This is a genomic window from Mycobacterium sp. P4_H6 (assembly GCF_056400845.1).
This window is the reverse complement of sequence record NZ_JBFUKN010000009.1, coordinates 82,406-105,860: the sequence shown is the minus strand read 5'-3', so window position 1 is coordinate 105,860 and position 23,455 is coordinate 82,406. Positions and strand designations below refer to the sequence as shown.

The 23,455-nt window shown below is 67.3% G+C and carries 26 protein-coding genes; 12 read left to right on the top strand and 14 right to left on the bottom strand.

Features of this window, described 5'->3' with window-relative positions; translation table 11 throughout:
• Both AC1DTF_RS06215 and AC1DTF_RS06210 read right to left on the bottom strand, forming a co-directional pair.
• Positions 1-842 (bottom strand): DUF222 domain-containing protein (locus tag AC1DTF_RS06215; protein ID WP_477473443.1); only part of this gene is annotated, 842 nt, incomplete at its 3' end.
• A 38-nt stretch (positions 843-880) separates the two neighbouring features.
• Entirely contained in the window at positions 881-1,774 is an 894-nt protein-coding gene (locus AC1DTF_RS06210; RefSeq protein WP_057165425.1) for an aminoglycoside phosphotransferase family protein, read from the bottom strand.
• Positions 1,775-1,848: 74 nt separating this feature from the next.
• On the opposite strand from AC1DTF_RS06210, the gene tpx reads away from it, so the two are divergent.
• The 4 genes from tpx to AC1DTF_RS06190 all read left to right on the top strand — a co-directional run bounded on the left by tpx (position 1,849) and on the right by AC1DTF_RS06190 (position 5,162).
• Positions 1,849-2,343: a thiol peroxidase gene (tpx, locus tag AC1DTF_RS06205; protein ID WP_477473442.1), complete on the top strand. Its 495-nt coding sequence runs from the start codon at positions 1,849-1,851 to the stop codon at positions 2,341-2,343.
• 279 nt (positions 2,344-2,622) lie between these two features.
• Positions 2,623-3,249 (top strand): NlpC/P60 family peptidoglycan-binding protein RipD, encoded by a 627-nt coding sequence (gene ripD, locus AC1DTF_RS06200; protein WP_477473441.1) that lies wholly within the window; start codon positions 2,623-2,625, stop codon positions 3,247-3,249.
• 22 nt (positions 3,250-3,271) lie between these two features.
• Positions 3,272-4,327, top strand: a complete 1,056-nt coding sequence (locus AC1DTF_RS06195) for a M48 family metallopeptidase (protein WP_057165422.1) — start codon at positions 3,272-3,274, stop codon at positions 4,325-4,327.
• 1 nt (position 4,328) lies between these two features.
• The gene (locus AC1DTF_RS06190) at positions 4,329-5,162 is read left to right on the top strand and encodes an SAM-dependent methyltransferase (protein ID WP_477473440.1); all 834 of its coding nucleotides are present in this window, start codon (positions 4,329-4,331) and stop codon (positions 5,160-5,162) included.
• Between the two features lies 1 nt (position 5,163).
• On the opposite strand, the gene AC1DTF_RS06185 is transcribed toward AC1DTF_RS06190, so the two are convergent.
• From AC1DTF_RS06185 to AC1DTF_RS06165, 5 genes are all read right to left on the bottom strand, one after another.
• Positions 5,164-5,727 (bottom strand): DUF4334 domain-containing protein, encoded by a 564-nt coding sequence (locus AC1DTF_RS06185; RefSeq protein WP_477473439.1) that lies wholly within the window; start codon positions 5,725-5,727, stop codon positions 5,164-5,166.
• 31 nt (positions 5,728-5,758) lie between these two features.
• Positions 5,759-8,137 carry an ATP-binding cassette domain-containing protein gene (locus AC1DTF_RS06180; RefSeq protein WP_477473447.1) on the bottom strand — a complete coding sequence of 793 codons (2,379 nt, stop codon included), beginning with the start codon at positions 8,135-8,137 and terminating at the stop codon, positions 5,759-5,761.
• A 65-nt stretch (positions 8,138-8,202) separates the two neighbouring features.
• Positions 8,203-9,777, bottom strand: coding sequence for a class I adenylate-forming enzyme family protein (locus AC1DTF_RS06175; protein WP_477473438.1), 1,575 nt, complete (start codon positions 9,775-9,777; stop codon positions 8,203-8,205).
• A gap of 43 nt (positions 9,778-9,820) precedes the next feature.
• Complete coding sequence (locus AC1DTF_RS06170; protein WP_477473437.1) at positions 9,821-10,489, bottom strand: maleylpyruvate isomerase N-terminal domain-containing protein; 669 nt, start codon at positions 10,487-10,489, stop codon at positions 9,821-9,823.
• Positions 10,476-11,201: a DUF899 domain-containing protein gene (locus AC1DTF_RS06165; protein WP_477473436.1), complete on the bottom strand. Its 726-nt coding sequence runs from the start codon at positions 11,199-11,201 to the stop codon at positions 10,476-10,478. The genes AC1DTF_RS06170 and AC1DTF_RS06165 overlap by 14 nt, the downstream gene beginning before the upstream one ends.
• A 95-nt stretch (positions 11,202-11,296) precedes the next feature.
• On the opposite strand from AC1DTF_RS06165, the gene AC1DTF_RS06160 reads away from it, so the two are divergent.
• Complete coding sequence (locus tag AC1DTF_RS06160; protein WP_477473435.1) at positions 11,297-11,629, top strand: ArsR/SmtB family transcription factor; 333 nt, start codon at positions 11,297-11,299, stop codon at positions 11,627-11,629.
• Positions 11,626-12,060: an SRPBCC family protein gene (locus tag AC1DTF_RS06155; RefSeq protein ID WP_477473434.1), complete on the top strand. Its 435-nt coding sequence runs from the start codon at positions 11,626-11,628 to the stop codon at positions 12,058-12,060. The genes AC1DTF_RS06160 and AC1DTF_RS06155 overlap by 4 nt, the downstream gene beginning before the upstream one ends.
• On the opposite strand, the gene AC1DTF_RS06150 is transcribed toward AC1DTF_RS06155, so the two are convergent.
• Positions 12,033-13,193 (bottom strand): phytanoyl-CoA dioxygenase family protein, encoded by a 1,161-nt coding sequence (locus AC1DTF_RS06150; protein ID WP_477473433.1) that lies wholly within the window; start codon positions 13,191-13,193, stop codon positions 12,033-12,035. The genes AC1DTF_RS06155 and AC1DTF_RS06150 overlap by 28 nt on opposite strands.
• Before the next feature lie 343 nt (positions 13,194-13,536).
• Between AC1DTF_RS06150 and AC1DTF_RS06145 the strand changes: the two genes are divergently transcribed.
• From AC1DTF_RS06145 to AC1DTF_RS06130, 4 genes are all read left to right on the top strand, one after another.
• Positions 13,537-13,740, top strand: a complete 204-nt coding sequence (locus AC1DTF_RS06145; protein WP_057165414.1) for a cold-shock protein — start codon at positions 13,537-13,539, stop codon at positions 13,738-13,740.
• 138 nt (positions 13,741-13,878) lie between these two features.
• Positions 13,879-14,523, top strand: coding sequence for a dihydrofolate reductase family protein (locus tag AC1DTF_RS06140; protein ID WP_477473432.1), 645 nt, complete (start codon positions 13,879-13,881; stop codon positions 14,521-14,523).
• A 62-nt stretch (positions 14,524-14,585) separates the two neighbouring features.
• A complete protein-coding gene (locus tag AC1DTF_RS06135) occupies positions 14,586-15,803 on the top strand; it encodes a serine hydrolase domain-containing protein (protein WP_477473431.1) in 1,218 nt (405 codons plus the stop codon).
• Between the two features lie 22 nt (positions 15,804-15,825).
• Positions 15,826-17,421, top strand: a complete 1,596-nt coding sequence (locus AC1DTF_RS06130) for a threonine/serine exporter family protein (protein WP_477473430.1) — start codon at positions 15,826-15,828, stop codon at positions 17,419-17,421.
• 3 nt (positions 17,422-17,424) lie between these two features.
• Here AC1DTF_RS06130 and AC1DTF_RS06125 read toward each other — a convergent pair whose 3' ends face one another.
• Complete coding sequence (locus AC1DTF_RS06125; RefSeq protein ID WP_477473429.1) at positions 17,425-18,552, bottom strand: TIGR03364 family FAD-dependent oxidoreductase; 1,128 nt, start codon at positions 18,550-18,552, stop codon at positions 17,425-17,427.
• A gap of 151 nt (positions 18,553-18,703) precedes the next feature.
• Between AC1DTF_RS06125 and AC1DTF_RS06120 the strand changes: the two genes are divergently transcribed.
• Positions 18,704-19,378 (top strand): hypothetical protein, encoded by a 675-nt coding sequence (locus AC1DTF_RS06120; RefSeq protein ID WP_082613939.1) that lies wholly within the window; start codon positions 18,704-18,706, stop codon positions 19,376-19,378.
• A gap of 1 nt (position 19,379) precedes the next feature.
• On the opposite strand, the gene AC1DTF_RS06115 is transcribed toward AC1DTF_RS06120, so the two are convergent.
• The 3 genes from AC1DTF_RS06115 to AC1DTF_RS06105 are packed head-to-tail and all read right to left on the bottom strand — an operon-like array spanning position 19,380 to position 21,401.
• Positions 19,380-19,745, bottom strand: a complete 366-nt coding sequence (locus tag AC1DTF_RS06115) for an RNA-binding S4 domain-containing protein (protein WP_477473446.1) — start codon at positions 19,743-19,745, stop codon at positions 19,380-19,382.
• Between the two features lie 45 nt (positions 19,746-19,790).
• Entirely contained in the window at positions 19,791-20,630 is an 840-nt protein-coding gene (locus AC1DTF_RS06110) for a class I SAM-dependent methyltransferase (RefSeq protein ID WP_477473428.1), read from the bottom strand.
• Positions 20,631-20,690: 60 nt separating this feature from the next.
• On the bottom strand, positions 20,691-21,401 hold the full coding sequence (locus tag AC1DTF_RS06105) for a cutinase family protein (RefSeq protein WP_477473427.1): 711 nt from the start codon (positions 21,399-21,401) through the stop codon (positions 20,691-20,693).
• A gap of 154 nt (positions 21,402-21,555) precedes the next feature.
• Here AC1DTF_RS06105 and AC1DTF_RS06100 point away from each other — a divergent pair, with 154 nt between their 5' ends.
• Positions 21,556-21,843, top strand: a complete 288-nt coding sequence (locus tag AC1DTF_RS06100) for a putative quinol monooxygenase (RefSeq protein ID WP_477473426.1) — start codon at positions 21,556-21,558, stop codon at positions 21,841-21,843.
• Between the two features lie 12 nt (positions 21,844-21,855).
• Here AC1DTF_RS06100 and AC1DTF_RS06095 read toward each other — a convergent pair whose 3' ends face one another.
• The gene (locus tag AC1DTF_RS06095) at positions 21,856-22,596 is read right to left on the bottom strand and encodes a cutinase family protein (RefSeq protein WP_477473425.1); all 741 of its coding nucleotides are present in this window, start codon (positions 22,594-22,596) and stop codon (positions 21,856-21,858) included.
• Between the two features lie 115 nt (positions 22,597-22,711).
• Entirely contained in the window at positions 22,712-23,383 is a 672-nt protein-coding gene (locus AC1DTF_RS06090; protein ID WP_477473424.1) for a nitroreductase, read from the bottom strand.
• Positions 23,384-23,455 lie beyond the last annotated feature (72 nt).

The following is a 23,455-nucleotide window of genomic DNA, read 5'->3' as shown; positions in this document are numbered from 1 at the left end:
GACTCTTCGCCGGCGGCGGGCACCTGGTCGGTCAGCACATAGATGGTCACTGCGCCTGAGCGTGGATCTTTCCCGCTGCCCTGACAGCCGGCGTCCCCGCACTCACATGTCAGGCGTTCCAGTTGCGGGCCGACCGCGCCCAACGCGGCCAATGCCGCGGCACGCAGCTCGCCCCGCGCGCGGGGATCATTGGCGCAGACAGTGTCGGCGAGGTCGTTGAGGCGTTGTTCGAGGATCTTCTTGTCGGTGACACGTAGCCGACCCCAGAACGAGGACACCCCGTTGGGATCGTCTTTGTCGTCGAACTCGACGTACAGGTCTTTGGCATTGCGCTTGGAACGCACGACGGCTTCGGGGTCGAATTTCTCCACCCACAGATCGATGGCGCCGATCAACTGTTTCTCCGAATGCGCGCCGTACTCGCCCGCTTCGCCGGCGATGGCGGTGTCGATCAGCACGAGGGCGTCGTCGTCGTCGACGAGGTGGGTGCGCCAGGTGATCGCATCGATCACCGCCATTGAGATCGCACCCTTCCCAAATAGTGCGGCGGTGCGGGGCAGCCGGTCACGCAGGGCCTGGGCGATGCGCATCTGCTTGGACGCGGCGTGGGTGTTCAGGTTGCAGGCCGCCGCCACCGCGGCCTGAGCCCACGCCCACCCGTCGATGACCTGATGGGCGATGACGTCATCCTCGTCATCGCATTGGCGGGCCACCACCTCACCGATCAACGCCAACCGGTAGGCCGCCACCGACGCCTCGTTCTGGGTCGTCGTCGTCACCGCGGAGATGAGCGCTTCATCGCTCAACCCGGCGAGTGCGGCCCGATCCAAAACTTCGAACATATGTGCGATTCTACTGACGGGGTCGGACATCTGCCCAGCTACTCCTGCACCGCCTTGGCCACCGCCACACACGTCGTCAGCCACTTCGCGTCCGGCACCTCGTTCTCGGTGAGCTCCCACATCGCGTTGTGCATCATCCGCACGATCACCCACGCCCGCGCCCGGTCGACATCAAGCCCGGCGGTCTCGGACAGCGTGTAGAAGCGGCGTCGCACACCTTCGCGGACGTAACCGGAAAGCTCGTCCCAGCGGTCCCACAGCATCGGCGCGATCTCGTAGTGCGGATCGCCGCTCATCGGCTTCGGATCGATCACCAGCCATGGTTCCCGATCTGCGGCCAGCACGTTCTCGTAGTGCAGATCGCCGTGGATCAGCGTGCCGGTGCTGGCCGGGTCGGACACGAAATCGGCTCCCAGTGACAGCGCCTGCTCGACGAGCCGGTGGGGCAGTGCGGCGCTGCGCGGTAACTGCGCCAGGTCGGCATTCCATTTCTCGATGTACCCGACCAGCGGACGCAGCTGCGGCAGCGCGGGCACGTGGATGCGTCCGTACAGTCCGGCGACGATCTCGCACGCCTCGAGATCCCAGACGTCGTTGAGGTTGCGGGCATGCAGCCGCTCCAGCAGCATCGCGCGGCGGTACGGGTTGGCGCGCAGCAGACGCACGGTTCCCTGGCCGTCCCAGCGACGCAACGCCAGGTGTTCGTGTTCGGATTCATCGTCGGGGAACGCGATTTTGAGCATGGCGGACGCACCGTCGCCGGCGCGCACCGGCAGCACGATCGAACAGAAACCGTATTGGGGTGCACCATCCGCGGCGAGATCCCACTCCTGGAGCTGGCTGCCGACCGACCTGGGTAGGTCGTCGACCCAACGCTGCCATTCGGGTCCGCGGGCGGCCATCGCGAGGACCCCGTCGGGCAGGACGATCACGATTCGATGGTGCCACGCATCGTCACGGACCCCTCAGGCACACGAGCTGCGCCGTCTTTGACAGACTGGTGGACATGGCACAGATCACCATCAAGGGAAACCCCATCAACACGGCCGGCGAGCTGCCCGCAGTCGGCACGTCGGCTCCGGCTTTCACCCTGGTCGGCACCGACCTCGGCGCGGTCGGCAATGACCAGTTCAGCGGCAAGGCCGTGCTGCTCAACATCTTCCCGTCGGTGGACACCCCGGTGTGCGCGACGAGTGTGCGGACCTTCAACGAGCGCGCCGCGGCCACCGGTACGGCGGTCCTGAACGTGTCCAAGGATCTGCCGTTCGCGCAGAAGCGTTTCTGCGGTGCCGAGGGCCTCGAGAACGTCCTGACGGCCTCGGCGTTCCGCGACAGCTTCGGTGAGGACTACGGAGTCACCCTCGTCGACGGGCCGTTCGAAGGCCTGCTGGGCCGCGCGGTCGTGGTGATCGGTGCCGACGGCAACGTCGTCTACACCGAACTCGTCCCGGAAATCGCGCAGGAGCCCAACTACGATGCCGCGCTCGCCGCACTGAAGTAATCCGGCTTGCCACAACGGCACCGGTCAGCGCAGCCTTCGGGTTGCGCGGGCCGGTGCCGTTCTGCATCTAGCGCACCGCGGTGATGGTGTCGGAATGGTCGCGGAGACATCACGACCCGGGCACGGGAGTCTCTTTTGGGTCACGGATCTGCATCTCATTTATGCTGCGCCACAGTCGAATTGGGAAACGGCTCAAACGGTCGGTAGAAATAGCGGTGACGGCCGTCAATTAGTGCGGTCGTCGTGTTTCCCGCCCTGATCGAAAGAGTTGACGACCCGATGAGACGCTTCTGTGCCCTGCTGCTCGGCCTGGCTGTGTTGACAGTGACTCCTGGTGTCGCATCGGCTGATCCGTTCAACACCCGCCCGGCCCGCAACCAGCAGGCGGTCGACTACGTGATCGCGCGGGCTCTGGCCCAGCGCGGTGTGCCGTTCAGCTACGGCGGCGGCGACGCCAACGGCCCCACCCGCGGTGTCGTCCGCGAGACTCCGGCCGCCGCGGAACCGGCTGCTGCCGCCATCCCGGGCGGCGTTCCGGGCCTGAACTTCCCCGGGTTGGCCCCGCCGGCCCCGGTCGCTTCTCCGCTCGTTCCCGGACTTCCGGCCGCACCGGATCCGGCGGCCAACGTGGTGGGATTCGACGCCTCGGGCATCATCGTCTACGCCTTCGCCGGCGTCGGGGTGAAGCTGCCGCGGTCCTCGGGCGAGATGTACAAGGTCGGCCAGAAGGTACTGCCGGAACAGGCGTTGCCCGGCGACCTGATCTTCTTCGGCCCGGAAGGCACCCAGAGCGTGGCGCTGTTCGTGGGGAACGGGCAGATGCTGGAAGCCTCCGACTCCGGCGTGACGGTCTCGGCCGTGCGGACCGCCTCGATGACGCCCTATCTGGTGCGCATCATCGCCTGATCCGCGCCGTACTGTTGAACGCGTGGATTCACCTGCGACGCGCCGTGTGGAGTTCCCGGACATCAGTTCCCGGGCCTGGGAGCATCCCGCGGATCGGACGGCGCTGACCGCGCTGCGCCGGCTCAAGGGGTTCGACCAGGTCCTCAAGGTCATCTCCGGTGTGCTGCGCGAACGCCAGCACCGGCTGCTCTACCTGGCCAGCTCGGTGCAGGTCGGTCCGCGACAGTTCGCCGATCTCGACGCACTGCTCGACGAATGTGTGCACGTGCTGGACGCCCCGGTACGGCCGGAACTGTTCGTGGTGCAGTCGCCGACGGCCAATGCGTACACCATCGGCATGGACAAGCCGTTCATCGTGATCACCTCGGGGCTCTATGAACTGATGTCCCATGACGAGATGCGCTTCGTCATCGGCCACGAACTCGGACATGCCTTGAGCGGCCATGCCGTGTACCGGACGATGCTCATGCACCTGATCCGGCTGGCGTCATCCTTCGGTTTCATCCCGGTGGGTGGCTGGGCACTGCGCGCCATCGTTGCCGCCCTGCTGGAATGGCAACGCAAATCCGAGCTTTCGGGTGACCGCGCCGGTCTGTTGTGCGGGCAGGACGTCGATGCGGCCATCCGGGTCGAGCTGAAGCTGGCGGGCGGCAGCCATCTGGACAAGCTGGACTCGCAGGCCTTTCTGGCGCAGGCGCGGGAGTACGAGCGCTCCGGTGACATGCGTGACGGTGTGCTCAAACTGCTGAACCTGGAGTTGCAGAGCCACCCGTTCTCGGTGTTGCGGGCGGCGGCGCTGACCGGCTGGGTGGACACCGGCGGTTACGGCGCCATCCTGGCCGGTGACTACCCGCGCCGCTCCGAGGATGCGTCGGTCGGCTGGACCGAGGATGTCGGCGCGGCGGCCCGCCAGTACAAGGACGGATTCGACCAGTCCGACGATCCGCTGATCCGCGGGATCCGGGACGGCGTCGGCGGCCTCATCGACGGGGTGGGCCAGGCCGCCACCAGCGCGGTGGATTCGTTGGGGCGCAAGATCACCGAGTGGCGCAGCGGCTACGACGGTGGGGACCGCTGAGATGGCTGACGAGTCCGCAGGTTTGAACGGGGTCGCCCGCACCGCGCTGCTGGTCGCCGCCATCCGGGCCCGGGAGAGCCGCCGCCAGGATCCGTTGTTCGTCGACGCGTTCGCGGACAAGCTGGCAGGCGACACCGGCCGGGAGTTCCTGGAAGCCGCACTGCAGGCTTCGGGGGAGCAGTCGACGGTTCAGATCGTGGTGCGGACCCGGTTCTGGGACGAGGCGCTGTTGCGTGCCACCCGGGCCGCGCATCAGGTCGTGATCGTCGCGGCGGGAATGGATGCCCGGGCCTACCGGCTGGACTGGCCCGCCGGGGTTACCGTCTACGAACTCGATCAGCCTGCGGTCATCGAGGCCAAGGGTCACCTGCTCTCCGAGGACACCCCGCGCGCCCGGCGGGTGGCGGTGGGAGTGGACCTCGCCGATGACTGGCCGCCCGCGCTCACATCGGCGGGCTTCGACGCGGGCGAACCCTCGGTGTGGTTGATGGAGGGCCTGCTGCAGTACCTCGATGACGCCGAGGTGAGCGCCCTGTTCGCCCACGTCGACGCCTTGTCGGCGCCTGGTTCGGTGCTGCTCTATGAGGTCGTGGGCACGGCGCTGCTGGAGTCGCCGTTCATGGCACCGGTGCTGGAATCCATGGCGGCGCAGGGGTCGCCGTGGTTGTTCGGGTCGGACACTCCGGGTGAGCTCGCCGAACGGCACGGCTGGTCGGCAGCCGTCACCGATATCGCGGTGCCCGGCAATGCGTGGGGGCGCTGGTTCGCTCCCGCCGTCCCGATGGACGTGGCGGGTGTGCCGCGCGGCTATTTCATCGAGGCCGTCAAGCCCTGACCTACTGGACCGGCAGCGAGTTGTCGCGCTGCAGGACGAAGAAATACGGACGTTTGCCGCCGCGGTAGTCCATCGCGCCGATCACGGTATCTATTTCGGCCCCGGGGATCTTGCGGAACACGTCGTTGATCGGGAGATTGTCGTAGATCATTGTCGCGCTGTCGGTTCCGCGGTACCGGGTGGTGCGCAGCCGGGCTTTGGGCGCCTTGGTGCGCAGCGCGGGCCGCAGTGCCGAGATGGGCTGCACCAACGAGAGGTTACGCACCAGCGGCACCTTCGTGGCGATGCCCAGACCGCCGAAGGCGAGCACCGGATTCAGCGGCCACAGCGCGGTGCCCCCGCCTTTCGGGAACAACAGGGGATGCACGGTCTCGGCGTCGACGAACTGCTTGCCCCACCAGCCGCTGGCGGCCAGCAGCCCGTCCATCGGGTGCGCGGTCGGCAGTTCAGCGCCGTGCCAGGTGCCGATCATGAAATCCGGGTCGACACCGGGGGCGGCGTCGAAGACGTCGAGCGCTTCGGCGGTGGTGGTCGGCACGGTGGTCAGCACGTCTTCGGCAAGCATCCCTCCACCATACTTGACACGTGTCAAGTGCTCAATCTGCGATGTAGTCGGCCAGATGCCGACCGGTCAACGTGGAATGGTCAGCCACCAGGTCCCGTGGTGTTCCCTCGAAGACGATGCGCCCGCCGTCGTGTCCGGCTCCCGGCCCCAGGTCGATGATCCAGTCGGCGTGGGCCATCACGGCCTGGTGGTGCTCGATGACCACCACCGATTTGCCGGCGTCCACCAGGCTGTCCAGCAGCGCGAGGAGTTGCTCGACGTCGGCCAGGTGCAGGCCCGTGGTCGGCTCGTCGAGAATGAAGACCGTCCCCTCGTCGGCGCCCTTGTCGCTGAGTCTCGCGGCAAGTTTCAGGCGTTGCCGCTCGCCACCGGACAGCGTGGTCAACGGCTGACCGAGGGTGAGGTAGCCCAGGCCGACATCGGCCATGTGGCTCAGGATCTTCTGTGCTGCGGTCACTTTCGACTCGCCGCTGTCGAAATAGCCGACGGCTTCGGTCACCGGCATGGCGAGCACCTCGACGATGTTCTTGCCCGCCAGCGTGTATTCCAGCACCGAGGCCTGGAAGCGGCGGCCCTCGCACTCCTCGCAGGTGGATTCCACCGTGGCCATCACGCCGAGTTCGGTATAGATGACGCCGGCGCCGTTGCAGGTCGGGCAGGCGCCCTCGGAGTTGGAACTGAACAGGGCGGGTTTGACGCCGTTGGCCTTGGCGAACGCCTTGCGGATCGGCTCCAGCAGGCCGGTGTAGGTCGCCGGGTTGCTGCGCCGGGAACCGCGGATCGCGGCCTGATCGATGGTGATGACACCGTCGAGACCAGCCACCGAACCGTCGATCAGCGAACTTTTTCCCGAACCCGCCACACCGGTGACGACGACCAGGACGCCCAGTGGGATGTCGACATCGACGTCACGCAGGTTGTGGGTACCGGCACCGCGGATCTCCAACGCGCCGTTGCGCTCTCGCACCGACTCCTTCAAGGCGGCGCGGTCGTCGAGGTGGCGGCCGGTGATGGTGCCACTCTTGCGCAACGCTGCGACGGTGCCCTCGAACACCACCTCACCACCGGCGCTACCCGCCCCGGGGCCCAGGTCGACGATATGGTCGGCCACCGCGATCGTCTCCGGCTTGTGCTCGACGACCAGCACGGTGTTGCCCTTGTCCCGCAACTGCAGCAGCAGGTTGTTCATCCGTGCGATGTCGTGCGGATGCAGCCCGATGGTCGGCTCGTCGAAGACGTAGGTGACGTCGGTCAGCGCCGATCCCRGGTGCCGGATCATCTTGACGCGCTGAGCTTCTCCGCCGGACAGGGTTCCTGCCGGTCGTTCCAGGGACAGGTATCCCAGGCCGATCTCGACGAATGAATCCAGGGTGTGCCCGAGTGCGGTGAGCAAGGGCGCCAGCGGTTTGGCCRCCGCCTTCTTGGTGAGCCTGCCGATCCACTGCGCGAGGTCGGTGATCTGCATGCTGCTCACGTCGGCGATGTTGACGCCCTCGATCTTCGATGACCGTGCCGTGTCGGAGAGTCGGGTGCCATTGCAGTCCGGGCAGGTGGTGAAGGTGACCGCGCGTTCGACGAAGGCGCGGATATGCGGCTGCATCGCGTCGACGTCCTTGGACAGATAGGACTTCTGGATCTGCGGTATCAGGCCCAGGTAGGTCAGGTTCACTCCGTCGATCTTGAGCTTGGTGGCCTCCTTGTACAGCAGCGCGTCGAGTTCGGACTTGGTGAACGTGTTGATCGGCTTGTCCGGATCGAAGAAGCCGCAGCCGTTGAAGATCCGGCCGTACCAGCCCTCCATGCTGAACCCGGGGATGGTGAGCGCACCGCCGTTGAGGGACTTGGTGTCGTCATAAAGGGCGGTCAGGTCGATGTCGTTGACGGCGCCGCGTCCTTCGCAGCGCGGGCACATACCGCCGAGAATGTTGAAATCGCGGCGCTCCTTCACGGTTTTGCCGCCCTTTTCGAAGGTCACCGCGCCGGCCCCGCTGATCGAGGCGACATTGAACGAGAAGGCCTGCGGGGAGCCGATGTGGGGTGTGCCCAACCGGCTGAACAGGATTCGCAACATTGCTCCGGTATCGGTGGCGGTACCGACAGTGGAGCGCGGATCGGCGCCCATGCGTTGCTGGTCGACGATGATGGCAGTGGTCAGGCCCTCCAGCACGTCGACGTCGGGACGGGCCATGCTGGGCATGAAACCCTGGACGAATGAGCTGTAGGTCTCGTTGATCAGGCGCTGGGATTCCGCGGCGATGGTGTCGAACACCAGCGAGCTCTTGCCGGAGCCGGAAACACCGGTGAACACCGTCAGGCGTCGCTTCGGCAGTTCGATGTCGACGTTCTTGAGGTTGTTCTCCCGGGCTCCGGTCACCCGGATCAGGTCATGGCAGTCGGCGGCATGCGGCATGTAGAGCGATGTTGCCATGTGCCGGTATGCCCGCGGCGGGGGACACGGCCTTCCCGGCTGCGGCGTCAGGGCGCTGCCGGACTGATCGGTAGCACACCGTCGATCACGTTGGCCAGCAATCCCTTCCGATCGAATTTCCCGCTGGGCAGGGTCGGTATCTGGTCACCGGTGGCGATCACCCACCGGGTGGGCACCTTGTAGGCCGACAACTGTTCGCGGGCGAGCCGGCGGACGGCGGTCAGATCCAGGCCCGTCGCCACCGGGACCACCACGGCGCATACCTCCTCGCCGCGCTCGGGATGCTCGAGCCCGACCACCACGCACTGCGCGACGTCGGGCAGCGCCGAGATCACCGCCTCGACTTCCAGCGGTGACACGTTCGCACCACCGGCCTTGATCAGATCGGTGGTGCGGCCGACGTAGAACAACCGCGGGTCGCCGGTTCGCCGGTAGACACGGTCCCCGGTGTGATACCAGCCGTCGGCGTCGAAGATCTCGGTGCGCTCACGCTTGTTGTAGCCGGCCATCACCCCCACGCCGCGGATCCACAGTTCCCCGGTGTTGCCGTCGGGGACAGGCCCGCCGTCCTCGTCGACGATGGCGATCTCGGTGTGGACGAATCCGCCCGCCGTCTCGGACATGGTGCGGTGCACCGGAAATCCGTCGGGCACGTCGGTCATCGCGATGTCGAGCGGGCCGTCCCGCAGCATCGGGGCGCTGGACAGGTCGCGATCGGCGAAACTCGGGTGGTCGCGCACGCGCTGGGTGAACGCCGGCCAGCCGACGATCCCGGTGCCACGTTCGGACTCCACCATGTCCAGCGCTGTCGCCGGGTCGAGACGCGCCATGACCAGCAGGGTGATGGTGTCGTGCAGGGCGCCCATGGCCGCGAGTAGCCCGCCGATCCAGAAGAACGGCATGGCGCACAGTATCCGGGGCCGGTCCTGGGATCCGGTGACCGCCCGGATCGCGATGGGCCAGGTCGATGTCTGGCGCACCAGGGTGCCGTGGGTGTGCAGCACGCCCTTGGGGTCGGCGGTCGAACCGGAGGTGTGCACCATGATTGCCAGATCGGCGGGCGACACCTCGTTCTCCACCGCGGCGAGCACCTCCGGTGACACCCGTTGGGCCAGGTCGTCCCACCGGGTGGCCCAGCGATACCCGGTGTCCTCGGTGAGCACGATCCGGCGCAGATACGGTGCAACGGTGAGCGAGAGGGCATCGCGACCCTGATGCCGGAGTTCAGGCAGTGCGGCCTCGAAACGCCCGCCCACATCGGTGCCGAGCACCTCCGCTGGGGCGATCAGCGTCCCGATGTCGGCCAGCCGCAACACCTTGGCGATTTCGGCGGGCGCATACAACGTGCTCAACGGCACGACCAGTGCGCCGATCCGCGACAGTGCCAGCCACCAGCTGATCCAGTCGATCCCATTGGGGAAGAACAGGCCCACCCGGCTGCTCTTCCCGATACCCGCCGCCAGCAGCCGGCGGGCGATATCGGCCGAACGCGCCTCGGCGTCCTGATAGGTCAACCCTCCGTCGGGTGTGATCACATAGGTGTCCTGCCCGGACGCGCGCACCCGTTCGGCCAGCAGCGCGGGAACGGTCAGTGGCGTTACAACAGTCTGCGGAGATGTCACCCACTGATCATCGCCGACGACATCACTCGACAGGGCAGCGGCCTCACTCCACGAGATCGACGGGGGTCGGCCCGAACAGATACAGCTCATCGATGATCGGTGCCGGATCGCCGGACCAGTTCATGGTGGTCAGTTGAGCTCGGCTGCGTCGCCCGGTGCGCCACCGAAGTGCCTCGAATCGGGTAGTGGTGAGCCCTATTTCGGGTCCCTCGGCGGGCCCGCACAGATACTCACCGTCCTCGACGGTGACGCGCACGGGCCGCGATGGCTGCAGCATCGGGATGAGCCGATCCGAGGTGTGCCAGACGGCGGCGGATTCGCGAGCTCCGGCGCGATCGAGGGCGCCGCGGATATCGTGCTCATGGCAGGCGATATCGCCGAGCGGAGGGCTCAAACCGTCGGTGGCCGCCATCCGTTGCAGACGCGCCGTGGCGGAGCTCCACGCCGTCAGCAGCTGCGTCGTGTTCCGGTCTGCGAACCGGGCGACGTGCTCAGCCGTCTGCTCGTCGGTCGGCGCCCCGCTCAACGTCCGGTCCGCCCAGTCCTCGGCGACGGCGGCCATGTGGGCCACCATGTCTCGAATGGTCCAGCCGGGACACGCCGGCACGCCGGTCGCCCAGGACGGGTCCCCGTCGCCAGGGAGCAGAGCGCAGATTCGCTCCACGGTGTCCCCATAGATCCGGCCCGTGAGGCGCGCGTCAACGGTCTGCACAGGAATCACATCCCTGCTCGGTGTCTCCGGCGGTTCGGGCGCCGTACGCGTCGTGCCATCGCCACCACTCATAGGGCGGAGTCTGCGGGTAGCCGGCGGGGGAGTCCTCCCACGATTCCTGACGGCCGAGCGCCGTGATGTCCAGATAGCTCCAGGTGGTTCCGAATGCCTCGTCGCCGCGGTTGTTGACGAAGTAGGTGCGGCAGATCTGGTCGCCCTCGCGGATGAAGGCATTCGTGCCGTGCCATTCGGCGACGTCGAAATCGGCGTCGAAGGCGACACCTGATTCTTCGACGATGGTGTACCAGGGGATGGTCCAGCCCATCCTGTCCTTGATCCGGGTGATGTCCTGCTGCGAGCCGCGCGACGCGTAGACCAGCGTGGTGTCGCGGGCATTCAGATGGCTGAGGTCGCCGACGTGATCGGCCATCAATGAACAGCCGCTGCAACCGTGTTCCGGCCAGCCCTCCACGCCGGGGTCCATGAACGCGCGGTAGACGATCAGCTGTCGCCGTCCGTCGAACAGATCGAGCAGATTCGCCCTGCCGTCCGGTCCGTCGAAGGCATAGCGGTCCGGGACCGGAGTCCATGGCATCCGTCGGCGCTGCGCCGCCAACGCATCCCGGGCCCGGGTCAGTTCCTTCTCCTTGACCAGCATCTCGGCATGGGCGGCCGCCCATGCCTGCGCGCTCACTATCGGTGGCGTCTGCATCGTGACTCCTTGTCGTTGCGCCCGCTCGCAATCATTCAAGCTCTTTGTTGAATATGTATCGAGCAGACCACACGTCACCCGATATAGTCAACAGAATGGTTGAAGATCAGCTGCTGGACCGGGCGTACGCCGCGCTCGCGGATCCGACACGTCGCCGATTGCTGGAGGCCCTGCGGGAAGGTGACGCCCGCATCACCGATCTGGCCGCGCCGATGCCGATGACGTTCGCGGGAGTCTCCCGTCATATCGGAGTGCTGGAGACAGCGGGTCTGGTGACCCGCGAAGTGCGTGGCCGTGAACACTGGCTCTCCCTGTGCGGCGACGGGTTGACCCCGGCCGCGCAGTGGATGGGCGAGCAGACCGATTTCTGGTCGACCCGCGCCGACGCGCTCGCCGAGCGGCTGCGCCGTAAGAAGGCCGGGCAATGACCGAGACGCGCACGGTGCACGTGCAACGGATCATGCCGGCCGCTCCCGACGTGGTGTTCGACGAGTGGTTGGACCCGGAGTCGTTGCGGGAGTGGATGTGTCCGCGCCCCACCCGGTGTGTCACCGTCACCGTCGAGCCGCGTGTCGGCGGGCTGTTCCGCTTCGACGTCGACGACCGGGGCACCAGCGTGCTCATCACGGGGCAATTCGTCAGCATCGACCGGCCACGCTTGCTCAGCTTCACCTGGACCAACTCCTATTGGGTGGACCCGACGATGTCCAGCATGGTCACGGTGACCTTCGAACCGGTGCAGGATGACCAGACCCTGATGTCCATCGAACACGTCATGCTGCCGCCGGAGGAGTACGACAACTTCCACGACGGTTGGCAGAAGACCGCCGATCAACTGGCAGATCTGTTGGACGGCTGACGGCTCGACGGGGTCGAAGCGCTTTTCGCCTTCCGGTTGCGCTGCCAGGAGGGCTCGGGCAGCGCGCGGCGTTGGCGGGGTGTCGATACCGCTGCCACCGCCTCCACGAAGGACCGCGGCGGCATGAATCGCGAGTACACCACGTACGGCCGATCGCTGGTGTACACGAACGTCACCGAGTAGCGGTCACGGTTCGTCGGTCTCATCAGACGGTGGACGAGGCGACCGGTGTCGGCGTAGACCGCGGTTCCTGCGGTGCCCGTCACGTGATGCCAATCGGATCGGGGCGCCACGCCGGCAATCGCCTCGTCGTCGAGGAACGTGATGCCCGGTCGGCACCGGAGGCGCCGACGCGTGGCCTCGCTCGTCGGCAGCGACAGGTGCTGGAACGGGCCGCAGCCGGAATCGACATCGTTGAGGTAGACGATGATCTTCAGCATGCGCCGATCTTCGGCGTCGAGGTGCCAGTGTCGAGCCTGCTGGCTCGGGTGGGGTTCGCGGGCACGTTCTACCTTCACCTCGAGCCCGACGTATCGAACCGGTCGCTGGATGTGCCGCTCGGCGATATCGAGATTCTGTTCATCCAGTCCCCATCGATAAAGGGACTCAGGTGCATTGGGTAGGTAGCTCACCGACCGGGTGGTGTCGCGGGTGCTCAGCCACTGAACGGCTGTGGTGATCTCGTCCTGCGCCGCGCCATCCATGTGCACGCGCCGGCTGGCGACACCGGTGGCGTCCAGGCGGCGCACCAGGTCTTCGTCGGCAGCATCGAGCGCAGGTAGCGGCGCCACCTGCTCGTCTCTGCGGGCAAGGCGACCGCTGAGCGCGGGGAGTTCTGATGTCTGGCGAACCCAGTCGACCATGTGCAATTGCACACGAGCCAGATGGTTTTCGCGCACGACCACAATACGGCGTCGATCCCGAGTCAACCGCGGACCCTTCAGTGACGGGCGCAGGGACCAACCCGGTGTCTGCGCAAAAGGCTTGTGAGCAAGATGTATTCGGAGATCATAGGTGCCGCCCACGGGCTGTGCGCGCGGCGTCCCGGCGGTGGCGGCGCGCGGGGATTCTTTCGCAAATAATCTCCCGTTCGCAAGAACTCTGGAGATCGACAGCAAAACAGGAAAAGGCACATGCCCGGGGTCTCATCGATCCGCGAGCTTCGATAGCCCGGGTCCGCCGGAGCAAAAAGCGCGCACAATCGACCGCCGGCGCTTTCGGCGCGAGGAAAATTCACCCGTGTCGAAATTAGGTCGTCGGACGTGCAGTTGGTAGTCTCGTGCAATACGTCGCAGTCGTGAAGCGACGTATCTGTGTTCGGCCGAATCGCGGCCGGGGTCAGTATCACCCCCTTTACGGCCTGTTTGGCATCGCACACCCCCAGAACCTCCACTGATTTGGGCGACCGTCGGTCGCACAACCCAGGCTTGGTCGACATGACGTTCGGCCAGTAAAAAAGAAGAAAGAAGTAAGACCATGGCAGAAGGAACCGTTAAGTGGTTCAACAGCGAAAAGGGCTTCGGCTTCATCGCTCCTGACGGCGGCGCACCGGACGTGTTCGTGCACTACTCCGAGATCCAGGCCGGCGGATTCCGCAACCTGGAGGAGAACCAGCGCGTGAAGTTCGAGATCACCCAGGGCGCCAAGGGCCCCCAGGCGGTCGGCGTCACCGGACTGTAAAGACCTACTCGAGCCCCCGGGCCGATCACGCTCAGCGTGGATCGGACCGGGGGTTTCGTGCTTTCTCAAGCATTCGCGATGACTTTCGGTACGTGCCCCGGTCTGAATACTGTTCGTTGACGGTCTGAGGAGGAACGCGTGGTCCAACTGCTGAGAGTCCACAATTTCGTGGTATCGCAGGACGGTTTCGGCGCCGGCCGCGACCAGAGCTTCGAGCGTCCGTTCGGGCACGCCGATCCGGCGGCCCTGATGTCCTGGGCCGGTGCGACCGCGAGCTGGCCCAACCGCACAGATCCCGGCGGCAGCCGCGGACTCGACGATTACTTCACCAGGGACTTCGCCCGCAACATCGGCGCCGAGATCATGGGCCGCAACAAGTTCAGTCCCCATCGCGGTGCCTGGGCAGACCACGACTGGCAGGGCTGGTGGGGAGACGAGCCGCCGTTCCACACCCCGGTCTTCGTGCTGACCCATCACGAGCGACCGTCGTTCACATTGTCGGACACCACATTCCACTTCATCGACGCCGACCCGGCGACCGCACTGGAGCGGGCCAGAGAAGCCGCCCAGGGCAAGGACGTCCGGCTCGGCGGTGGGGCGCACACCGTTCGGCAGTTCCTGGACGCCGATCTCATCGACACCCTGCACGTGGCGGTGGCCCCGGTGGAGCTCGGTGGGGGAACCCGACTGTGGGGGAGCTCCGATGAGCTGCTCGACCGGTTCCATCGTGATGTGGTGCCCAGCCCCAGCGGGGTGACGCACCACCTCTTTTGGCGGCGTTGACGGCTCTGCAGGTCTAGGCTCCGAGTGGGTGGCCGGGTCTGAGGCGGTGGTGCACGGTGTTCGTGACGCGTCTGATGTGTACCGCCGCGGTGTGCATCCTCACCGTGACCGGCTGCGGGGGCGGACAGCCGCCAGGTAGCCCATCGAATCTCAACAAGATCGACGCCGCCGAGTTCCGGCGCGCTGTGGAAGACGCCGCCGCCACGTTGATGGTCCCGGGAGCGATGGTCGCATTGCGCACCCCGCAGGGCAGCTTCGATGTCGCCGTCGGCACCACCGAGTTGGGTGCCGCGCAGAAACCCGATGTCGAGACCCGGTTCCGGATCGCGTCGAACACCAAGACGATGACTGCGGCACTCATCATGCTGCTCGCCCAGGACGGCAGGCTCTCCCTCGACGATCCGGTCGGCAGGTACGTCGACGATGTGCCCAACGGCGCGAACATCACCATCGACGAGCTGCTCACGATGCGCAGCGGGCTCTACGGCTACACCGACGACCCGGAGTTGTCCGCCGAACTCGACCGTCACCCGGCGCGCAGCTGGACACCGCAGCAGGTGCTGGCCATCGCCTACCGGCATCCGCCGCGTTTCGCACCGGGCGCCGAATACGACTACAGCAACACCAACTATGCGCTGCTCGGTCTGGTGGCCGAGAAAGCCGGTGGCAGAACGCTGTCCGAACAATTCCGGGACCGTCTGCTGGACCCGCTGGGACTGGACCAGACGACTCTGCCCGCCGTCGCTGACACCGTCATCCCGGCCCCCGGATCACACGGCTACATGTACGGGCCCACCCGGTACGCCCTGCTCGACGAGCCCTATCCGGCGTCGATGCAAGCCGAAGCCCGGGCCGGGACGCTGCAACCCATCGATTACACGAACCAGAACTCGTCGTATGCGACCGCCGCCGGCGGCGTCATCTCCACCGCCGACAACCTGCTCACCTGGATCAGGGCATTGGTGACCGGTGAGGTGCTCGCCGCGGGCACCCAGGAACGCTGGCTGGACGGGCTCCAGGCCGAGGATCCCGGCCAGCCCGACGGCAAGCAGTACGGGTACGGCATCACGCACCAGAGCTTCGGGGACGGCGCAGCCATGTACTTCCACGGCGGCGAGTTGCCCGGCTTCAACTCGTTCATCGGTCACGACCCGGAAAACGATGTGACGCTGGTGATCTGGACCAACCTGACGGTGTCGCTGGACGGGCGAACCACGGCCAACGCCATGCTCGCACCGATTCTCGACGAGATCTACGCGGGCCTGGCACTGGCGTCCTGACCGATCAGTATCGTGTCCGGTGATGGTTTTTGATCGATCCGAAGACACGGCCCGTGCACGTCGCAGTCTGCGGGGCGCACTTCGTGGTCGCCGGGATCCCGCGCCGGTGGCCGGACAGCGCAGACGCAGCGCCACGCACGTCGGTGATGTGCACACCCGCAAGGTGCTCGACCTCACCATCCGGCTCGCCGAGGTGATGTTGTCCTCCGGATCGGGTACCGCCGACATCGTGGCGACCGCGCAGGACGTCGCGGCGGCCTACCAGCTCAGCGACTGCGTCGTCGACATCACCTTCTCTACCATCATCGTGTCGGCATTGCCGACCGCCGACAGTCCGCCGCTGACCATCGTCCGGTCGGTGCGGCACCGCGCCACCGACTACACCCGGCTGGCCGAACTGGACAAGCTGGTCCGGCGCATCACCTCCGGCGGCGTCACCGTCGACCAGGCGCATGACGCCATGGACGTGCTCAGCGAGCGCCCGCATCCCTATCCACGGTGGATGGCGACCGCCTGCTGGGCGGGTTTCGCACTCGGCATCGCCATGCTGCTCGGTGGCACCTGGCAGATCTGTGTGCTCGCCACGGTCACCTCGGCGGTCATCGACCGGGTGGGCCGTCTCCTGAACCGGGTCGGTACCCCGTTCTTCTTCCAGCACGCCGCCGGCGCCGCCATCGCCACCTTGGTGGCGGTGGCGGCTTATCGCTTCGCCGACCAGAACCCGACGGCGTTGGTGGCCACCGGCATCGTGATGCTGCTGTCCGGCATGACGCTGGTGGGCTCCGTGCAGGACGCACTGACCGGCTACATGGTCACCGCCGTCGGGCGGCTCGGCGATGCGTTGTTCCTGACCGCGGGCATCGTGGTCGGCATCGTGGCGGGCCTGCAGATCGCGACGCTGGCCGGTATCCAGATCGAGCTGCACATCGACGCGACGCAATCCATCATCGTCGCGACCGGCCCGCTCGAGGTCGGTATCGCGGTGTTCGGCGCGGCCCTGGCCGGCGTGTGCCTGACACTGGCGAGCTACGCGCCGCTGCGGTCGGTGGTGACCGCCGGTGTCGCGGCCGGTGCCGCACAGGCGGTGCTGATCGGGCTCGGTCACGCCCAGATCGGTGTGGTCCTGGCGACCGGTATCGCCTCCGTCGGGGTCGGTCTGTTGGCCACCGTGACCTCCATTCGCCGCCAGGCGCCGGCCCTGGTGACCGCGACCGCCGGCATCACGCCGATGCTGCCGGGTCTGGCCGTCTTCCGGTCCGTCTTCTACTTCGCCGTCGACGAACGGTTCCTGGACGGAATCGCTCAGCTGCTGTCTGCGGTGGCCATCGCCCTCGCAATCGGTAGCGGTGTGGTGATGGGTGAGCTGCTCGGTTCCCCGCTGCGGTACCGGGCCGGCCGGGTCGGCGATTTCGTCCGGATCGAGGGGCCGCCCGGGCTGCGCCGCGCCGTCGGTCGGGTGGTGCGCCTGCAGCCGGCCGACACCCCGCCGGTCACCGGAGCGCCCGTGCCGCGGGCACAGAGTGTGGCCCTGGAGCCGGAGACGGCGAACGAGGATCTCGACAGCGACGGGCAACCGCGGGATGTGGGCGCACCCGACGATGGCAGCCCCGCGGGCTGACCGTTACAGCGCGTCGAGTGTCTGGGCGGCCAGCCCGAAGGCCAGCGTCATCCCGAGTCCGGTGGTCACCGTCACCGAGCTGACCGTCGGCTCGTGCCGCGCGCGCAGCACATCGGTACGGCTGCTGGAGGCGTAGACGCCCTGCCAGCGCTCCAGCACCTGCAGACGGTCGACGCCGAGGATGCGGCTGACACCGGCGAGCAGGTGTGCAGACACCTCCTCGTCGAGGAAGGGCGGTGCCGTGACGCCGTAGTGGTGCGAGTCGCCGACCAGCAGGGTGCCGTCGGGCCGGCTGGTGAACATCATGTTCGCGCCCAGTTCCAGGAGTTCGGGATTGCCGCGTTCCAGCTCGGCCCGCACCGACGCCGCGGCGGCCAACTTCGCCATGCCCTCGTACCGCAGCATCGACGTGCCGGTCAGCACCGCCGAATCCAGCCGGTGACCGGTCGGCGCCTGCACCAGTGCCATCTGTAGGCGGCATCGCACCACCTCGTTGTCTTCGGCGATCACCGGATACAACCGGTCCAGGTCGTGGCCGACGCACACCAGGACGTGCCGTCCGCGCACCACGCCCCGGCTGGTGTGCACCGCGGCATCGGTGCACCGCACGGCATTGGTGCGCCAGTGGAACCGCACCCCGGGCTGCTCGGCGAGCCACGCGGCGATGGCCGCGACCGTGGTGCGCGGATCGACCCGTAGATCCGCCGGGAACCAGGCGGCGCCGAGGATCGCGGGATCGGGGGTCCGTCCGGGCCCGGACAACCGGGCGTGCACCTCATCGGCGGTCAGCAGGTGCACCGCCTCGCTGCCGCGGTCATCGCGGAACTCCTCGATCAGGGCGGCCTCGGCGGGACTGCGCGCCAGCACGATGGCGCCCGCCTCCGGCGCCCAGAACCCGCTTCGAGCCGCGGTGCGCAGCCACCCGCGCCGGGATGCCTGGGCCGTCTCCAGCAGGGAAGGGCCCTGCGCGGTGATGCAGGCGTGGCCGAAGTTGCGCACCGAGGCGCCGACGGCCTGCGCGTCGCGTTCCACGATCTCCACGGTGAGTCCGCGGTGTACCGCCTCGGCAGCGTGCGCGAGGCCGATGATCCCCGCTCCGACGATGACCAGATCAGGGATCGCAGAATTCATGCGGCCATCTTCGGGGGCCCGCGAATCCCGCCGAACGCGGGGTGGATTCGTTCACCGGGGGTTTGATTTCCCGTCATCTCCGATGCCGTCCGAGCGGCGGGCCTGGTCTATCGGTGACGCCGGCGACGACAAGGCGCTAGCCTTTTGACCCATGACCGATCGACAGCGTGCCGTGACGCGCTCCACCGTCAAGGCTGCACTGGCGACGACACTGCTCACCGGCTGCGCGTTGTTCACCGCCGGGTTGGCCGGTGCCGAGCCGGCACCGTTGGTTCCCCCGGGCGATCCCGCCGCGCCGATCCCGGGTCAGCCGGTGGCCGTGAATCCCGAAGAGTTGGTGGCCGCGCCGCCGGCACCGCCGCCGGTCGGCGCCCCGCCGGTGCCGCAGATGACCAACCCGGCCTACGGGCAGGGGTCCTCCGGTGGCGGGCTGGGTTACATCAAGGATCTCTGGAACGCGGCCAGGTCGAATGACCCGATGGCCGCTTTCTCCGAGGCCGGCACGGCCGGGATGCCCACCGGGGCCCCTCCGGGAGCCGGCCCCGCACCCAAGCTGCCGCCGGGCTACATGTCGCTGACCGATCCGTCGTCGTCGACGCCGTCGTTGCAGGGCACACCGCAGGTCGGTGGCCCGGCGCTGCCGCCCGGATTCGTCTCGCTCTCGGATCCCAACCCGCCGGCCGACGTGCTGCCGATCGGCGCCCCGGGAGCGGCGCCGGCCGCGGCACCCGCACCGGGCGCGCCACTCCCGCCGGGAGCGGTGCCTCCTCCGCCTCCTCCGGCACCGCTGCCGCCGACGATCATTCAGCAGGGCCCGATCCGCTGAGTCAGCCGAGCCCGGCCCGCCATTTGTCGAGGACCCGGCGGTCGCGTTTGGTCGGGCGTCCGGCGCCGCGGTCGCGTACGGCCACCGGCACCACGGTCGTCGGTGGGATGACCGGCGTGCGGTCCAGGTAGCAGGTCACCGCGTCGGCGGCGCCGACCCGTTTCTGGATGACCCGGACCACCTCGACGATGCGAGTCCGATCACCCACCAGTGCTTTCACCGTGTCACCGGGGGAGACCGTGGCCGACGGTTTTGCGACCCGGTCGTTGATCCGCACATGCCCGCCCCTGCAGGCCGCCGCCGCGTCGGGGCGGGTCTTGGTGAGCCGGACCGCCCACAACCAGCGATCCACCCGCGTCGACTCCATGCCTCCATCATCGCGCACCGAGCCCGATGATCTCGGGCGCGTCGGTCACGATGCGGGCCGTCGGGCCACGATGGCGAAGTTCAGTGGAATCCGTGGAGTGCCGGGCGGCAGGGTCCATCCCTGAGGGCCCGACACCAGCGACGGGAATGCGGGCCAATCCATGTACGGCAGTTCGGTGAACTTCTCGATATGCAGTCCCGCGCCGAGCAACGCTCCGATGACCTCGCCGAGGTCGTGGCGCCATTCATGATTGGTGGTGTGGGTGATCTGGCCGGACGAATTCTCCGTGTAGGTACCGCCATCGTCGTAGGTTCGGGCGCCACCACCGGCCAGATAGTCGTCGACGATCTGCCACGGCTCGAATTCCATTGCCGCCAGGAGCGGGTGGTCGTCGCGAATCAGAAATACCCCGCCGGGGACCAGCAGGTCGTGGATCGACTGCGCCCAGTTGGCGAGTTCGGGTAACCACACGATGGTTCCTGCGCTGGTGACGACGATGTCGAAGAGCCGGTCGATCAGGTCGGACGCGAATCGTGCGTCGCCCTCGACCCATTCGATGCGCCGGTCGTCGGCCGCGGCGATACGGGCCGCGTGCCGCAGCGAGTTCGGCGACAGATCCACCCCGGCGACATCGACGGCGCCCAGTCGTGCCCAGGACAGGGTGTCGGTGCCGATATGGCACTGCAGGTGCAGCAGGGACCGACCGCGCACACCGCTGTCGGGCAGGTGTTCGGCCAAGACCGCCAGATCGCGTTCGACGACATCCGAGATCCGGTTGGGATCGGCCAAAAAGCCTTCCACGTCATACATTTGGGAGCGCGCGTGCACCTCGGCGCGCTGATCCCAGTTGGCTCTGTTGGATGCGATCGCGTCGCTGCCACTCATTCGTCCCCCCGCGGTGGTGTCCTTCGGACAGTGTCACATCCGTGGGGGAGCGAATCGCGGCTAGACCCTGCCTGCGGCGTAGGCGGCCGCCTCGTTGGTCATTCCGTTGATCGCGTACATGGCGTGCGCGATCGAGGGCATGCCACCGGGCGTGCCGTCGCAGATGGTGTCACCGGGTGCGCACAGTTCCACGGTCTTCGGTGCGTACAGCGGGCCGATGGTGCTCATCGGCGCGCCGAACTGGTTGAGGAACGCATCGGACGGGTTGCCCAGCAGCACCACCGCTGCGACATGCTCGGAAACCTTGTCCGGCAGTGGATTCGGGATGTAGGAAAGGTATTCGGCTGGCACACCGTCGGGGATGGCGTCGGCAGTGACGTAACCGGCGACCACCGCGCCCTGGGAAAAGCCGCCGAGGACCACGCGGGTGTCCGGGCAGGCCGCCGCGGTCGCCTCGATGTGTGCTCCGGCGTCTCGTACTCCGTCGACCACGTTCTGTCCGAAGGCAATCCGGTCGCCGAAGTTGTCGCTTGCGGGATAGTTCACCGGATACACCGACACCGATTTGCCGGGGGTCTGGGCGCGGAACGCGTCGATGAAGGCCTGTCCGGTACCGCCCACGCCGGGCGCCTCGGCGGTACCGCGGGCGAAGACCACCTCGACATCGGGGCAGGGTTCAGCGGAGGCGGCCGGGGCGGTGGTTGCGACCACCATGCCCGAGGCGATCAGGGCGCCGGCCCCGAGAAACCGCACGGATTGACGAAGACTCATCATCGAACTCCTTCGGGACGCGGCGCGCACTCCTGCTGGCAGGGCGGCCTGATCATCTGTACCCGTGATGTTTGCCACTGAAACAGCAGCGATGAGTTCGGCGTCCGGCCCGAGTCGGTATCTGGATACGGTGCACACGAGAGGAGCACGCGACATGGTGATCGTGGCAGGACACATCATCGTCGACCCGGCCGAACGGGAGACCTATCTGGACGGGTGTGTGAGCGTCGTGCAGGCCGCGCGGCAGGCGGACGGCTGCCTGGACTTCGCCATATCCGCAGATCTGGTGGAATCCGGCCGGATCAACATCCTCGAGCGCTGGGACTCTCAGGCCGCCGTCGAGCAGTTCCGGGGTGGCGGCCCGTCCGACGAGCAAGGCGCGGCGATGCTGTCGGCGGCGGTGGCCGAGTACGACGTCGCCGAGGTGCGCAGTCTGAGCTGACCCCCGGCGGGGTCAGGTGGCCGAGATCGGCGCCGGCGCGCCCGAGATGGCGTTGGCCACGAAGTCCGCTGCCTGCTCTGCCATGCCATTGGACTTGTAGGAACTGTGCGCGCTGCGATCCAGCCCGCCCGGGAAGCAGACCGGGTCTCCCTGGGCGCACAGCTGAACGGTCTTGGCCGTGTACTGCGAGCCCACCGTGACCGGCGGTGCGTCATGGTCGACGAGGTTGAGGAACCAGTTGTCAGGGGTGCCGAACAGCGCCACGGCCGCCACGTGCGGTGACACCGAGGCGGGCATCGGGCCGATACCGTCGGGCAGCGCAAGCCCGGCCGGGACCGTGTCGAAGGTGGTGTACCCCGCGACCGCCGCGCCCTGTGAGTAGCCGCCCAGGACGATCTTGGTGTCCGGGCAGGTGGCGGCGATGGTCTCGATCCTGTTGCTGGCGTCGGCAATGCCCGCGGTGGCGGCCTGGAAGTCCAGGGATGCCGGATAGTTCACCCCGTAGACGTCGACGCTGTCGGTGCCCAGCCGGCTGGTGAGGGCATCGACGAACGCCTGCCCGGTCGCGCCCACTCCCGGGGCCTCGAACGTGCCGCGGGCGAAGACCACTTCGACATCCGCGCACGGCGCCGCGGGATCGGCGAACGCTTTCGCGGTCGCCAGGGGTCCCATGGTCGCGGCCAGGACGAGAACGGTGGCGGCGACGTATTCGACGCGGTGCGAGCGGGAGGTGTGCGACATCTTGGTGGCCATTTCGATCCTTCTGGGGGAGGTGATCTTGAATGTTGTGATCAGCATTCCGTGATCGCCGCACCGGCACATTGACGCAGACGCCACTGCTGGTGTTCCTGCTAGCACTACCTCGGGCTCAGTCGACGTCGCCGACGAAGGTCACCGTCTCGGCCAACGGGGCGCGCAGGGTGCGGATGTAGTCGACATCCGGATCCTCCCAACCGATCGACATCCCGCAGAAGAGCATCAGTTCGGCTGGGGGAGTGAGAGCTTCCTCGACGGACTTGCGAACCTGGGACCACGCCATCTGAGGACAGCTGTGCAGGCCCTCGGCGCGCAACAGCAGCATCACGGTCTGCAGGTACATCCCGAGGTCGGCCCACTGGGGTCGGCCCATGCCGCGGTCGATGAAACAGAACAGGGCGGCCGGCGCCCCGAAGCACTCCCAGTTTCCGATGGCAGCGCGYTGGCGGGCCTCCCAGTCCTCGCGGGCGATGCCCAGCGCCGCGTAGCGCTCCCTGCCGAAACGGGATCGCCGCTCACTGTAGGGAGCGGCCAGTTGCGGCGGGTACATCTCGAATTCACGTTCGTCCCAGGGGTCGCCCGCGGCGACCCGTTCGACGGCGACCTTCTTGAGCTGTTCCAGCGGCGCACCCGTGACAACGTAGATGTGCCAGGGCTGCAGATTCGACCCGGACGGCGCCCAGGCGGCCGCGGAAAGCACCCGCTCCAACACGTCCAAGGGCACCGGGTCCTCGGTGAACCCGCGCACCGCCCGCCGACTCTGCACTGCCTCGTATACGTTCACGACCGTCTGCCTCTCTGCTCGGCTTGTGGGATCAAGCCTGGCAGCGGTCGCGCCCGAGTGAGCCCTTGATAT

What these genes read in the sequence shown, in the direction of transcription:
- tpx (WP_477473442.1), top strand. Translation starts at nt 1,849, where the DNA reads ATGGCACAGATCACCATCAAGGGAAACCCCATCAACACGGCCGGCGAG.
- ripD (WP_477473441.1), top strand. Translation starts at nt 2,623, where the DNA reads ATGAGACGCTTCTGTGCCCTGCTGCTCGGCCTGGCTGTGTTGACAGTG.
- AC1DTF_RS06190 (WP_477473440.1), top strand. Translation starts at nt 4,329, where the DNA reads ATGGCTGACGAGTCCGCAGGTTTGAACGGGGTCGCCCGCACCGCGCTG.
- AC1DTF_RS06185 (WP_477473439.1), bottom strand. Translation starts at nt 5,727, where the DNA reads ATGCTTGCCGAAGACGTGCTGACCACCGTGCCGACCACCACCGCCGAA.
- AC1DTF_RS06165 (WP_477473436.1), bottom strand. Translation starts at nt 11,201, where the DNA reads ATGCAGACGCCACCGATAGTGAGCGCGCAGGCATGGGCGGCCGCCCAT.
- AC1DTF_RS06160 (WP_477473435.1), top strand. Translation starts at nt 11,297, where the DNA reads ATGGTTGAAGATCAGCTGCTGGACCGGGCGTACGCCGCGCTCGCGGAT.
- AC1DTF_RS06155 (WP_477473434.1), top strand. Translation starts at nt 11,626, where the DNA reads ATGACCGAGACGCGCACGGTGCACGTGCAACGGATCATGCCGGCCGCT.
- AC1DTF_RS06145 (WP_057165414.1), top strand. Translation starts at nt 13,537, where the DNA reads ATGGCAGAAGGAACCGTTAAGTGGTTCAACAGCGAAAAGGGCTTCGGC.
- AC1DTF_RS06130 (WP_477473430.1), top strand. Translation starts at nt 15,826, where the DNA reads ATGGTTTTTGATCGATCCGAAGACACGGCCCGTGCACGTCGCAGTCTG.
- AC1DTF_RS06125 (WP_477473429.1), bottom strand. Translation starts at nt 18,552, where the DNA reads ATGAATTCTGCGATCCCTGATCTGGTCATCGTCGGAGCGGGGATCATC.
- AC1DTF_RS06120 (WP_082613939.1), top strand. Translation starts at nt 18,704, where the DNA reads ATGACCGATCGACAGCGTGCCGTGACGCGCTCCACCGTCAAGGCTGCA.
- AC1DTF_RS06115 (WP_477473446.1), bottom strand. Translation starts at nt 19,745, where the DNA reads ATGGAGTCGACGCGGGTGGATCGCTGGTTGTGGGCGGTCCGGCTCACC.
- AC1DTF_RS06110 (WP_477473428.1), bottom strand. Translation starts at nt 20,630, where the DNA reads ATGAGTGGCAGCGACGCGATCGCATCCAACAGAGCCAACTGGGATCAG.
- AC1DTF_RS06105 (WP_477473427.1), bottom strand. Translation starts at nt 21,401, where the DNA reads ATGAGTCTTCGTCAATCCGTGCGGTTTCTCGGGGCCGGCGCCCTGATC.
- AC1DTF_RS06100 (WP_477473426.1), top strand. Translation starts at nt 21,556, where the DNA reads ATGGTGATCGTGGCAGGACACATCATCGTCGACCCGGCCGAACGGGAG.
- AC1DTF_RS06095 (WP_477473425.1), bottom strand. Translation starts at nt 22,596, where the DNA reads ATGGCCACCAAGATGTCGCACACCTCCCGCTCGCACCGCGTCGAATAC.